The following is a 13,148-nucleotide window of genomic DNA, read 5'->3' on the forward strand; positions in this document are numbered from 1 at the left end:
TTTTGATTATTTCTTTATTAATTTCATTTTCTCCGCAATTTTTCTCGCGTTATCATCAGATTGTTCAAGTTGAGTAATGATGTTGTTAAAATCATTCTCTTTTCTGTTCTGAGAAAGTTTTTGTTTGATAAATATTTCGGTTGGAATAACTTTAATCCCAAAAGCACCCTTCATTTCCTTTTCCACAAATTCTTTTCCCATGTCTTTCACCATCATTGGACATTGCTGAAAGCTTTCATATTTGGACGTTAATTTATCCAAATGAGCATACAGTTCATTATGATTCATTATTTCAACTTTTCCGTGAATCTGTACTGCCTCATAATTCCAGGTGGAAACATTGATATGATCATACCAGCTACTGGAAATATAAGTATGAGCCCCTAAGAAATCACAAAGAACTTCATCACCATTTTTTAAGGTTTTCGCCTGAGGGTTAGCTCTTGAAATATGAGTTTCAACATAAATATTTTCAGGATCATCTTCATTGAGCATCATCATAGAATGAGTGGCCCGTATCTTATCTACGGAAGAAATCAGTAAAGCAAAAGAATTTTCTTTGATAATCTTTCGCATCACATCAAAATCTTCACTTCTATATAATTTGGGTATAAACATAAACTAATCAATTCTCATTAACCTTAAACTTTGAACTCAAAACTTTGAATTAAAATAGCTCTCCCGGGTTTTTAGGTCTTGTAATATTCAAATGTTTGTAAGCTTTATCAGTAACTTCTCGCCCTCTTGGAGTACGGATAATAAACCCTTCCTGAATCAAAAACGGTTCATATACTTCTTCCAGTGTTTCCGGATTTTCAGCAATAGATGTTGCCAGAGCGGAAATACCAACCGGTTTTCCTTTGAAGTTTTCAATCATGACACGCATGATCTTATTGTCCATTTCATCCAGACCAAATTCATCCACATTAAGAGAATCCAGGGCATATTTTGTAATCTTGATTTCAATTTCACCATTTCCTTTGATCTCGGCGAAATCACGTACTCTTCTTAATAATGCATTCGCAATTCTTGGCGTTCCACGGCTTCTTCTCGCAATTTCGATTGCTGCGTCTTCATAAATAACTACTCCTAAAACCCTTGCACTTCTCTGAATAATCATAGACAGAAGTTCAATAGAATAATATTCCAGTCTGCTTTGAATCCCAAATCGGGCAAGCATTGGCTTTGTAAGCATACCACTTCTTGTCGTAGCACCTACGAGAGTAAAAGGATTCAGCCCGATTTGCACACTTCTTGCATTAGGACCTGTTTCCAGCATGATGTCAATCTTGTAATCCTCCATTGCAGAATACAGATATTCCTCCACTACAGGAGAAAGACGGTGAATCTCATCAATGAAAAGAACATCATTTTCTTCCAGATTGGTTAATAAACCAGCTAAACTTCCGGGTTTATCCAATACAGGGCCCGATGTAACCTTACAGTTTACCCCAAGTTCATTAGCGATAATATTGGCTAAAGTCGTTTTACCAAGCCCCGGTGGACCATGTAATAAAACATGATCTAGTGCTCCGCCACGTCTTTTCGCAGCGGTAACAAAAACCTCAAGGTTCTCCAGCGTCTTTCTCTGCCCCGCAAAATCTTTAAAGCTCTGGGGACGGATCTGTTCTTCCTGCATCAGCTCCTCTCGTGAGTAGTTTTCCTTATCTGGATGTAAAAAATCTGGCATTAATTCATTTCATTTACTTCAAAGATAGCAAATTTCGACTAAGGTTGAAGGGCAGATTGAGAAAACGTTGAGATTGATAGAGAGGTTTAAGCCGGGGTTGAAAATGAGAATAGCTAAGATTTAAATAATTGGGATATTTTAAGTATTTTTGAGAGGAGAAATTATTAATAAAAATTAATGAAATTTTGAATGTTTAGAAAAAGAGTACTGATATAAAATGAATCAGCTTGAATCTAAACATCGCATTAACTTTAAACTAATGAAATTAATAGGACCATTCAAGCAGGTGGTAACGCTTGCTAACTTACCCTTAAGAGGAAAACTTTCCGATGAGCAGCTGGAAATTATTGTAGACGGAGGAATTGTAGTAGATCAGAATACCATCCAGAAAGTTGGAAATTTTGAGACATTAAAAACAGAAAATCCTACCATAGAAATTGAACAGATTGAGGGAGAACAGGTTGTTCTTCCTGCTTTTGTAGATTCACATACCCACATTTGTTTCGGAGGAAACCGCGCTAATGATTTTGCCATGCGTAATGCAGGGAAAACTTATCTTGAGATCGCAGAAAGCGGCGGTGGAATCTGGAGCTCAGTACAGCATACGAGAAATGCTTCGGAAGAAGAATTATTAAAAACTTTAGTGGAAAGAATCAATTTTTTGGTTGATTTGGGAATTACTACCATTGAAGTGAAGAGCGGTTACGGTCTGGATATAGAAAACGAGCTGAAAATGCTTAGAATCATTAAAAAAGCACAGCATAAAACTAAGGCAACTTTAGTTCCGACTTGTCTTTCTGCCCATTTAAAACCTAGAGATTTTGAAGGAAGCAATCCCGAATATCTGGAATATATCATTACCGAAATTTTACCAAAAGTAAAAGAAGAGGAATTGGCAAACAGAGTAGATATTTTTATTGAAAAGTCTGCTTTTCAGCCGGAAGAAAGTAAAGATTTCTTACTTAAAGCAAAAGAATTAGGCTTTGAAATAACCGTTCATGCCGATCAGTTTACTCCTGGGAGTTCAAGAATTGCAGTAGAAGTTGGAGCGAAGTCTGCGGACCATTTAGAAGCAACCATTGATGAAGACATTCAGTTTCTGGCGGAATCTGATACCGTGGCAACGGCGTTACCGGGAGCAAGTTTAGGCCTTGGTGAGAAATTTACTCCGGCAAGGAAGTTATTGGATGCAGGAGCTATTGTGGCTATTGCAAGTGACTGGAATCCGGGATCTGCCCCAATGGGAAATTTAATTACCCAGGCTTCTATTTTAGCAACCTTCCAAAAGCTTACAACAGCTGAAGTGTTGGCAGGAATGACCTTCCGTGCTGCTTTTGCATTGAATCTTCAAGACAGAGGACAATTAGAAGCAGGGAAAAAAGCAGATTTTGTCACTTTCAAAACTAATAATTTCCAGAATGTATTGTATAATCAGGGAAGCTTGAAAGCTGAACTTGTTTATATTGATGGAAATCCAATATAAAAGTATTGTTTTGAAGGCAATTAAAAATTTTATAATTTATTTGGTATTACTTGTAGTATCTTTAAATATAACTGTTTTTTTGCAATCCCTTTGGAATAATGGTGAAGTAATAAAAGAAGTGAAGGTCTCAGGAATATTTTATTCTGGATTGATCTTTATATCTTTTCTATTAACAGCTCTGTTATCTTTTTATTTTTTTATCAGAGCCATATTTTGTATTTTACAGATAATAAAAAGTGCATTCGTTATCTTGGCGGGCAAAAACGAACAATTAAAGAAATAGTTGAATTTGATTGCACTTAAAAAGCAACCTACAAATTGGAATTATTTAATAATGAATAATATTTGGCAAGGCAGATTGGATGGAGAAGAACTTCTCTATCACAGATTATTTCAAAGAGTAAAAGAAGAACGTAATTACGACAACATCTCTACAGGTGATTTTGCCCTGCATGGCTTTGCTGTGGATGAAGGAGTAAGAAGAAATAAAGGCCGTCAGGGAGCGAAAGATGCTCCTGATGTGATCCGAAAAAATATGTCTAATTTTCCGGTAATTCTTCCTGACTTTTCAATGCTTGACTTTGGGAATGTTACCTGTGAGGATGGTAATCTTGAAAATACTCAGAATAATCTTGCCAAAAATATCTCAAAAGTACTTTTGAAAGGAGGGAAATCTCTTGTTTTGGGTGGAGGTCATGAAGTGACTTATGCTCATTATCTAGGCGTTAAAACAGCTTTCCCGGAACAAAAAATAGGCATTATTAATATCGATGCTCATTTTGATAACCGACAACCGGAAAATGGAGTAGGACCAAGCTCAGGGACCGGATTCTGGCAGATTGCTCAGGAAGGCCCTATCAATTCTTTGCATATTGGAATTCAGAGAAACTCCAATACGTTGAAACTTTTTGATACCGCTCATCAGTACGGGATGAAATATATCCTGGCAGACGAACTGTTTTTTGAAAATCTTAGCTCCATCTATCAGCGCATTGATGAACTGCTGGAGAGTGTAGATTATGCCTATCTTACCATTTGCATGGATGTCTTCAATGCATCAGTAGCTCCCGGAGTTTCAGCTGCAGCATATAATGGTATCTTTGCAGATACAGCCTTTATGCATTTTTACAGACATATCTTAAAAAATAAAAAATTGGTGGCGCTGGATGTGGCGGAAGTAAACCCTTTTTTCGATATCCAGGACAGAACAGCAAGGCTGGCAGCATGTCTTGTGAATGAATGGCTAATGATGTAAGATAAAGTTATATTCTTCCGATAGAGAAAATCATTATTTTATTGACCCTTAAGGAATGGAATTTGCTAATTTCACCGTGCTTTTAAAATAAAAGCGCTCATAAATTCATTAGCTGAATTTAAAACAGAAATTTATATTATGGAACAATTAATTGAAAGCAAGCTTATTAAAGCAGATAAAGCGTTTTCAGTGTGGAGAAAAGTGCCGTTTGAGGAAAGGCAGAAGTTAATTGCAAAAGCAGCGGAAATTTTAAAGAATAATTCGGAGAAATTTGGGAAAATAATTACTACAGAAATGAATAAACCCATTTCAGAATCTATTGCTGAAGTGGAAAAGTGTGCTTTAATGATGAATTATTATGCCACTGCTGAAAATATATTAAAACCAGAAAAAGTTGAATCTGAGTTTGCTTATTCTGAAGTTCATTATGCCCCGAAAGGAGTAATCTTAGGGGTGATGCCATGGAACTTTCCTTTTTGGCAGGTATTGAGATTTGCTACTCCTGCCATTTTAGCTGGAAATACGATCGTCTTGAAACATGCTTCAATTTGTTTTGGAAGTGGAAATGCTATTGAAGAAGTTCTTCTTCAGGCAGGTTTTCCTGAAGGTATTTTTCAGAATCTTGAAGTAGGGCATAAAGCTGTAAAAGAAATCCTTGAACATGATGCTGTAAAAGGAGTAAGCCTTACAGGGAGTGGAAAAGCAGGAGGAGAAGTGGCTTCAATTGCTGGTTTAAATATTAAAAAATCTTTACTTGAATTAGGCGGAAGTGATGCTTTCATTATTTTCGATGATGCAGATCTTGAAGAAGCAGCAAAAGCTGGAGCAAAGTCAAGACTTCAAAACTGCGGACAAACCTGTACTGCGGCAAAAAGATTTATCATTGATGAAAAGATTGAAGATAAATTCTTACCTGTATTCATTGAAGAATATAAGAAATATGAAATTGGGGATCCTTTAGATAAAGAAACCAAACTGGCAGGAATGGCAAGACCAGATCTTGCTGATGAATTGGAAGCGCAGTTCAACAGAGCATTGGAAAACGGTGCTGAAATTATCATTCCTCTGGAAAGAGTTTCTGAAAATGAATTTAAACCAGGTTTAATCAGAGTTCAGGAAGGAAATCCAATTTTAAAAGAAGAACTTTTCGGACCTCTTGGTATGGTTATGATTGCAAAAACTGATGAAGAAGCTTTACAGATGGCGAATGATATTCCTTTCGGACTTTCTAATTCTGTCTGGACTAAAAATAAAGACCGTCAGTTATTCTTCATTGAAAACCTTGAATCTGGAACAGTCAATATCAACCGTATGACAAGTTCTGATCCACGTTTTCCTTTCGGAGGATCAAAAGCTTCAGGATATGGAACCGAACTTTCTTTTTTAGCTTTAAAAGAATTTGTGACCGCTAAAACCATTGTTGGTAACTAAATTAGGTATAATGTCATTCAGAGGAATCGAGGAGTTTTAGAGGTTCTTCACTTCACTCCGTTTCGTTCAGAATGACAAATTACCGTTTATAAGTTAACAGTAAGCGTTACACTATAAATAAAAACTCCCGAAAATCAATTTTCGGGAGTTTTTTTATGCTTTGACAAAAAGTAATTTTGCTTATTGCTTATTGCTTATCTTATACTGTAGTCAATCTCAATGTATTCGTTTTCCCACCTTCATATGATGGAGTAGCATTGATGTTGATTACGAAGTCTCCGGTTTCGATATAACCATAGTTGTGCGTTAACATATTTACCTGAATGATCGTTTCGTCAGTAGACTTCTTCATATCATAGTAATAGGCATGTACACCCCAAAGAAGGTTCAGCATGGTAATAACTCTTCTGTTACCACTATATACGATGATGTGAGAGTTTGGTCTGTGTGCTGCAAGCTGGAAAGCTGTATATCCTGAATGAGTAAGGGTTACAATAGCAGAAACGTTGGTTGTTTTAGCAATTCTTACTGCTGCAAGACAAACCCTGTTGGTAATGAATCTTTCATCGATACAGTTGTAATCTTTCTCAATAGGCTCATTTTTGTGTTGGTAAAAATGAGTAGTTTCGATATTCTTTACAATTTTAGCCATGTTTTCTACAACCTGTACCGGATATCTCCCTACAGAAGTTTCTCCGGAAAGCATTACGGCATCAGCTCCATCCAATACAGAGTTCGCAACATCATTTACTTCCGCTCTTGTAGGTGTTAAGCTATTGATCATGGTTTCCATCATCTGAGTGGCAATAATTACCGGCTTGGAATAAAATCTTGCTTTTTCTACCAGGTTTTTCTGGATCGCAGGAACTTCTTCCATTGGAACCTCTACACCTAGGTCTCCACGTGCAACCATTAATCCATCACATTCAAGAAGGATTTCCTCAATATTTTTAACGCCTTCAGGTTTTTCAATTTTCGCAATAATAGGAGTCTTGAATTTACCGTTCGGATGTTTCGCAATTAATTCTTTCAGGTCAATGATGTCTTGTGCATGACGAACAAAAGAAAGAGCAATCCAGTCTACCTCCATGTCAAGCATGAAATTAGCATCCTGAATATCTTTTTCTGTCAATGCAGGAAGAGAAACGTTTGTATTAGGTAGATTAACCCCTTTTTTAGAACTTAACGGACCTCCCTGAATAGTTTTTGCTTTTACAGTATCTTTTTCATTGGTTTCGATAACCTCCAACATGAGTTTCCCATCATCAATAAGGATTCTTTCCCCTACTTTTACGTCTTGTGGAAACTGCTGGTAAGTCATATATACCTTAGTGGAATCTCCCTCCATCTTTTCATTGGTGAAAGTAAGAATATCACCTGGATTCAGGTAAGATCCTTCTTTTACAACTCCCACTCTCAGTTTAGGCCCCTGAAGGTCTCCAAGAATTCCTACAGAATAACCATACTCATTGTTTAGCTCTCTAATTATTTCAATATTTTTTCGAACTAAGTCGTAATCTGCATGGGAAAAATTTATTCTGAAAATATCAACACCCGCTTTCATTAAATCTAACATTACCTCCTTCGACGATGAAGCAGGCCCTAGTGTTGCGATAATTTTTGTCTTCTTTAAATACTTATTCATAATACTGGATAATTTGATAAAGTTCCTCATCAGAACTCAGTGTATAATCTTGAATTGGAAACACAAGATTTTCAGGGAGCAAAATTACGGAAAAATCAGGAAACTGTTCCGAACTATGCAGAATATATTCCACATCTACCTGATTATTTAATAAAAATTTAATGTTTTCTTCTTCTGTAAAGAGTTCTGTCTGAATTTTTTTTTGCTTACTTTCAGAAGATTTATTGGAAATGAAGGTAAAACAAGTCTTCGTATACTTGTGGTAGGCTTCAAATCTTGGAAAAAAATAATCATAATAACCTCCATGAAAGACAAGATCTTTCTTTCTTGAAAAATTGAGGTTGTTGGTTTGATTTATTTTGTAGAAAAACTCATGAGCAGGTACATCTTTGGCTAATCTTACCAATCCTATGGCAATATCTTCAAATTCTATATCATCAAGATCATAAAGTTTTTGAATTTCCAAGTATATTTTCTTTTTTGTTTAAAATATAAAATGCTCTCTGTGCTGCTTTTTCCTCTGCTTTCTTCTTGGAAGTCTCTGTTGCATTAGCTATTTTTTCTTCTCCCAGCCATACATGACACCTAAATACGATAGATTTATTAGCCTGTATTTCCTCGCAGGTTTCGTACTTTATATTAACCTTCTTCTTTTGGCTCCATTCGAGCAGGAGACCTTTATAACTTACAATTTTGTTTTCAAGCTTGTTGATCTCGGAAGGGGTCAGCAATTTTTCCAAAATAATCCTTTTGCAGGCATCATAATGGAAGTCTAAGTAAACGGCACCGATTAAGGCTTCAAACAAATTTCCAGAGATATTTTCTCCCAAAGCTGATGAGCTGTTTTGCTTTTGCAAAAGGCTGGTAAGCTTGAGATCTTCTCCTAATTTATTGAGGTTTTTCCTATTAACAATCTTAGATTTCATTTGTGTCAGATATCCCTCATTGGCTTGAGGATAAGTCTGGAACAAATGACAAGAAATAATTGTACCCAAAACAGAATCTCCCAAAAATTCAAGTCTTTCGTAATTGCTGTCTTGATTTTTAGAAGAATTTTTCAAAGAAAAAGCTTCGCGGTAAAGAGCTATATTCTGTACCTCAGTACCCAAAACTTTTCTAAGCTCGGTACTGAGAAAATATTCTCTCTCCGTTAATTGTCTTTTTCTTTTTTTGAGAAGGAATTTAGAAAAGTATTTCTGTAACTCCATTCATTGAATTTAGATTTTCTTAAATAGAACGCAAGCGTTATGCCCGCCAAATCCAAAAGTATTGCTCATGGCTACTTTTACATCTTTCTTAACAGCAGTATTGAACGTAAAGTTGAGTCTGCTGTCAATATTTTCATCATCAGTAAAATGGTTGATGGTTGGAGGAACAGTACCATGAATAATAGTTCCCAATGCAGCGATAGCTTCAATAACTCCTGCAGCACCTAAAAGGTGACCAGTCATTGATTTTGTAGAATTAATCTGAATGTCATAAGCGTGCTCGCCTAATAATTTCGAAATTGCATTGGATTCTGCGATGTCTCCTAATGGAGTAGATGTACCATGCATGTTGATATGATCTACTTCATCAGCAGTTAAGCCTGCGTCTTCCAAACAGCTTTTCATTACCAGATAAGCACCAAGGCCTTCAGGATGTGGAGCAGTCATGTGATGTGCATCAGCACTCAGACCTCCTCCCAGTAATTCTGCATAAATTGTAGCACCACGTTTTACAGCGTGCTCATATTCTTCAAGAACGATACAACCTGCGCCTTCCCCTAATACAAATCCATCTCTGTCTTTGTCAAAAGGTCTTGAAGCCGTTTTAGGATCGTCATTTCTTGTAGAAAGTGCCATCATTGCGTTGAATCCACCGACACCACTTGCTGTAACGGCTGCTTCAGAGCCTCCGCACACAATCACGTCTGCTTTTCCTAATTGGATCAGCATTTTAGAATCAATTATAGCATTTGCTGAAGATGCACATGCAGATACAGTAGTATAGTTTGGTCCGTGGAAACCGTATTCTATTGAGATATGCCCTGGAGTGATATCCGCAATCATTTTTGGGATAAAGAAAGGGTTAAATCTCGGAATTTCCGTATTCGCCCATCCTAACACTTCAGTTTCAAAGGTCTCTAATCCTCCGATTCCAGAACCCCAGATTACACCAACTCTGTTTTTATCTACATTGTCTTCAATAATTCCGGAATGCGTTACAGCTTCTCTTGCTGCAACAAGTCCCAATTGAGTATTTCTGTCCATTTTTTTAGCCTCTTTCTTATCGAAATGCTGTAACGGATCGAAATTTTTTACCTCGCAAGCGAACTTTGTTTTAAAGTTTGTGGCATCAAAAAGAGTAATCGGAGCGGCACCGCTCTCACCTTTCACAAGATTTTCCCAGTATTCTTTTGCATTATTTCCTATTGGTGTTATTGCTCCAAATCCGGTTACAACTACTCTTTTTAATTCCATAAACTTTGTTTAATTTCTTTTTTGTTGAAGAATATTATTTATTTACTACTTCTTCGATGTAAGCGATAGCGTGTCCTACAGTAGTAATTTTTTCAGCTTGATCATCAGGGATCTGAATGTTAAATTCTTTTTCAAATTCCATGATTAACTCAACTGTATCTAGTGAATCAGCTCCTAAATCGTTAGTGAAGCTAGCTTCAGGAGTTACTTCTGTTTCTTCAACGTCAAGCTTATCAGCGATGATAGCTTTTACTCTTGATGCAATGTCTGACATAGTAAATTATTTTTTTAATTGTTAGATGGTGCAAATATATAAAATTCTTTACGATAAAACATTTTTTTAGTCTTTTTTGTGGACCGGAAGCTTTCATTTTAGATTGTTTAGCTTTAGTCTTTTCGTTTTCAGTGGTTTATATTTGGTGTAAATGATAAATGAAGAAGGATAACTTTATATTTAATTATACTGATCAATTTTTTAAGAGAATAATGTATTGATTTAAGTGAAAGTTTATCCGTTATCTACCGTTATTGATTTAAGAGAGCAGTATGCAATTCTTGAAAGGCAAGAAGAAGTTAGAGAAATTTTTGAAAATATGCTTGAACCTCAGATATTGCTATGAATTGAATCATTTAGCACTATGGAGTAATGATAAACTTTTCAAAGTTTCTTAAAATAAAAATGATTGGCTTTACCACAGATAAGTAAGGCCAATCATTTTTTAGTAATTATTGTTTAGTAAAAATCAAATCTTTTGTTTCAGGAAGATAAATGGTTGTATCTAAAGTTGAAGGGCATTTACTTTCTGTTGTTGTAATATCATTTGGACGATATTCCCAGGACAGCTGAGTCACATTTAATTTTTTCAAATAAATACTTCCCCACCCAACATGGCAATTTGTACCAGTATAAATAAACTCCAAAGCATTTTTTGCAGGTCTTATTTTAAAACTATAAAATTCAATGTCTGAGCTAGTATTTTGGGTATCTTGTAAAATTGTTCCTGAAGAATTTTTAACAATGTATTTCACTATTAAAGCATCCATGTAATAGTTTTTCTGAGTACTTTTCTCTAATTTATTTTCTTGTTTAGTAATAAACAATGTGATTTCTTTTCCATCGAAACGACCTTGGTAAGTGCCAATATAAGGAGTTAATTCATTATTTGTATCTTTTATATATGCACCATTGGGAATTTTAGCGAATGGAGTGTTTAGAGGAAGATTTTGTACGGAACATGATAAGGTGTTAATCATTAAGCACATCATTAAGACTTTTAAATATATTGTTTTCATGATTCATCATTGTGAAAAAGACCGCCATTAAGACAGTCTTTATCATTATTGTTTTGTAAATATTAAATCTTTTGTCTCAGGTAGATAAATGGTTGTATCTAAAGTTGAAGGACATTTACTTTCTGTTGTTGTAATATCATTTGGACGATATTCCCAGGAAAGTTGTGTGGTGTTAACTTTTTTAAGTATTATTTTACCCCATCCAACATGACAGTTTGTACCAGCGTAGTTAAATAATGCCGTAGTTCCATTTTCTGTAACCCATTGGCTATAGATTGTGTGCAATAAATCATCTTGAAATACTTTATTTTTAGTATCTTGAAGAATTACCCCCAAGGGATTTTTAACAGTGTAGCGTATAGTGAGAGCATCTATATAAATTTGTTTATCTCCAAAATCAAATAACTTATCATTTTCTTTAGAAATATAGAGCGTGAATTGATTTCCATTATATGAAGCTAAATATGAGCCTATGAAATCTTTAAGCTCATTATTTGTATCCTTTAGGTGTGATAAATTAGGAATTTTATCGATTGACGTTAATAATGGGAATATCTGTTGTGCTTTACAAGATATAAGACTGAAAAATAACATTAGAATTACTGCTATTTTGTTATATATTGTTTTCATATTTCATCATTGTAAAAAAGACTGCCATTAAGACAGTCTCTATCCTTATTGTTTAGTGAAAATCAAATCTTTTGTTTCAGGAAGATAAATGGTTGTATCTAAAGTTGAAGAACATTTACTTTCTGTTGTTGTAATATCATCAGGTCTATATTCCCAAGAAATTTGACTGGAATTTACTTTTTTCAGATAAATATCTCCCCATCCAACATGACAATTTGTACCACCATAATAAAATATAATAGTGTTTTGATTTGGGCGAGTGTAGTAACTATAAAATTCAATATTACTTAGATTATTATTCATGGTATCCTGTAGAATAACTCCAGCAGAATTTTTCACAATATATTTTACTATTAAAGCATCCATATAATAGTTTTTTTGAGAGTTTTGTTCTAATTTATCATCCTGTTTAGTTATAAATAATGTAATTTCTTTTCCATTGAAATTAGCTTTGTAAGTTCCAACATCTTGTATCAACTCATTATTTGTGTCTTTTAGATGAGCATTGTTTGGAATGTTTTGTAATGGTGTGTTTAGAGGGAGAGTTTGTGCAGAACATAATAATATGTTAATAATAAAACACATCATTAAGGTTTTTGAATATATTGTTTTCATATTTCATCATTGTAAAAAGACTGTCATTAAGGACAGTCTTTATCATTATTGTTTAGTAAAAATCAAATCTTTTGTTTCAGGAAGATAAATGGTTGTATCTAAAGTTGAAGGACATTTACTTTCTGTTGTTGTAATATCATTTGGACGATATTCCCAAGAAAGTTGTGTGGTATTAACTTTTTTTAATATTATTTTACCCCATCCTACACTACAATTTGTACCAGCATAGTTAAATGATACCTTAGTGCCATTTTCTATTACCCATAAACTGTAAATAGTATGCAGTAAATCTGGTTGGAAAACTTTATTTTGTGTATCTTGTAGAACAGCTCCAGAAGAATTTTTTATGATGTATCTTATAGATAAAATATCTTTGTAAATCTGTTTTCCCCTAGTGTTGAAAAGTTTATCATTTTCTTTAGAAATAAAAAGAGTAATTTGATTACCATTATATGTAGCTGAGTATGTACCCGTAAAAGATTGAAGTTCATTATTTGTGTCCTTTAAGTGTGATAAATTAGGAATATTATCTATTGATGTTAATAATGGGAATGTCTGCTGAGCTTTACAAGATATGATATTCAGCATTACTAAGATAAGAGCTATTTTATATACTATTTTCATTTTTTTATTTTTTATAGATT

Annotated in this window: 14 protein-coding genes; 3 read left to right on the forward strand and 11 right to left on the reverse strand. The window is 34.6% G+C overall.

Features of this window, described 5'->3' with window-relative positions:
- Nucleotides 1-6 precede the first annotated feature (6 nt).
- Nucleotides 7-618 (reverse strand): FMN-binding negative transcriptional regulator, encoded by a 612-nt coding sequence (locus REB14_RS04985; protein WP_079243295.1) that lies wholly within the window; start codon nt 616-618, stop codon nt 7-9.
- 49 nt (nt 619-667) lie between these two features.
- Nucleotides 668-1,690, reverse strand: coding sequence for a Holliday junction branch migration DNA helicase RuvB (ruvB, locus tag REB14_RS04990; protein ID WP_062675795.1), 1,023 nt, complete (start codon nt 1,688-1,690; stop codon nt 668-670).
- A 259-nt stretch (nt 1,691-1,949) separates the two neighbouring features.
- Here ruvB and hutI point away from each other — a divergent pair, with 259 nt between their 5' ends.
- From hutI to REB14_RS05005, 3 genes are all read left to right on the forward strand, one after another.
- On the forward strand, nt 1,950-3,173 hold the full coding sequence (gene hutI, locus REB14_RS04995; RefSeq protein ID WP_309521654.1) for an imidazolonepropionase: 1,224 nt from the start codon (nt 1,950-1,952) through the stop codon (nt 3,171-3,173).
- 334 nt (nt 3,174-3,507) lie between these two features.
- Nucleotides 3,508-4,428, forward strand: a complete 921-nt coding sequence (hutG, locus tag REB14_RS05000; RefSeq protein ID WP_309521655.1) for a formimidoylglutamase — start codon at nt 3,508-3,510, stop codon at nt 4,426-4,428.
- Nucleotides 4,429-4,566: 138 nt separating this feature from the next.
- Nucleotides 4,567-5,859 (forward strand): aldehyde dehydrogenase family protein, encoded by a 1,293-nt coding sequence (locus REB14_RS05005; protein WP_309521656.1) that lies wholly within the window; start codon nt 4,567-4,569, stop codon nt 5,857-5,859.
- Between the two features lie 199 nt (nt 5,860-6,058).
- Here the strand turns inward: REB14_RS05005 and pyk are convergent, their stop codons facing one another.
- From pyk to REB14_RS05050, 9 genes are all read right to left on the reverse strand, one after another.
- Nucleotides 6,059-7,504 (reverse strand): pyruvate kinase, encoded by a 1,446-nt coding sequence (gene pyk, locus REB14_RS05010; protein ID WP_034693110.1) that lies wholly within the window; start codon nt 7,502-7,504, stop codon nt 6,059-6,061.
- Nucleotides 7,497-7,970: an IPExxxVDY family protein gene (locus REB14_RS05015; protein ID WP_034693113.1), complete on the reverse strand. Its 474-nt coding sequence runs from the start codon at nt 7,968-7,970 to the stop codon at nt 7,497-7,499. The genes pyk and REB14_RS05015 overlap by 8 nt, the downstream gene beginning before the upstream one ends.
- Nucleotides 7,948-8,712, reverse strand: a complete 765-nt coding sequence (rnc, locus tag REB14_RS05020; RefSeq protein ID WP_079243289.1) for a ribonuclease III — start codon at nt 8,710-8,712, stop codon at nt 7,948-7,950. Before rnc ends, REB14_RS05015 begins: the two co-directional genes overlap by 23 nt.
- A 9-nt stretch (nt 8,713-8,721) precedes the next feature.
- A complete protein-coding gene (gene fabF / locus REB14_RS05025; RefSeq protein ID WP_047435444.1) occupies nt 8,722-9,966 on the reverse strand; it encodes a beta-ketoacyl-ACP synthase II in 1,245 nt (414 codons plus the stop codon).
- 34 nt (nt 9,967-10,000) lie between these two features.
- Entirely contained in the window at nt 10,001-10,240 is a 240-nt protein-coding gene (locus tag REB14_RS05030) for an acyl carrier protein (RefSeq protein WP_002976354.1), read from the reverse strand.
- Between the two features lie 452 nt (nt 10,241-10,692).
- Nucleotides 10,693-11,259 (reverse strand): DUF6705 family protein, encoded by a 567-nt coding sequence (locus REB14_RS05035; RefSeq protein ID WP_309521657.1) that lies wholly within the window; start codon nt 11,257-11,259, stop codon nt 10,693-10,695.
- 45 nt (nt 11,260-11,304) lie between these two features.
- Nucleotides 11,305-11,889 carry a DUF6705 family protein gene (locus REB14_RS05040; RefSeq protein ID WP_309521658.1) on the reverse strand — a complete coding sequence of 195 codons (585 nt, stop codon included), beginning with the start codon at nt 11,887-11,889 and terminating at the stop codon, nt 11,305-11,307.
- A 45-nt stretch (nt 11,890-11,934) separates the two neighbouring features.
- Nucleotides 11,935-12,504, reverse strand: coding sequence for a hypothetical protein (locus REB14_RS05045; RefSeq protein ID WP_309521659.1), 570 nt, complete (start codon nt 12,502-12,504; stop codon nt 11,935-11,937).
- Nucleotides 12,505-12,549: 45 nt separating this feature from the next.
- The gene (locus REB14_RS05050; RefSeq protein ID WP_309521660.1) at nt 12,550-13,128 is read right to left on the reverse strand and encodes a DUF6705 family protein; all 579 of its coding nucleotides are present in this window, start codon (nt 13,126-13,128) and stop codon (nt 12,550-12,552) included.
- Nucleotides 13,129-13,148: the final 20 nt, after the last annotated feature.

This window comes from Chryseobacterium metallicongregator (genome assembly GCF_031324065.1).
GTDB classification, from domain to species: Bacteria; Bacteroidota; Bacteroidia; order Flavobacteriales; family Weeksellaceae; genus Chryseobacterium; species Chryseobacterium metallicongregator.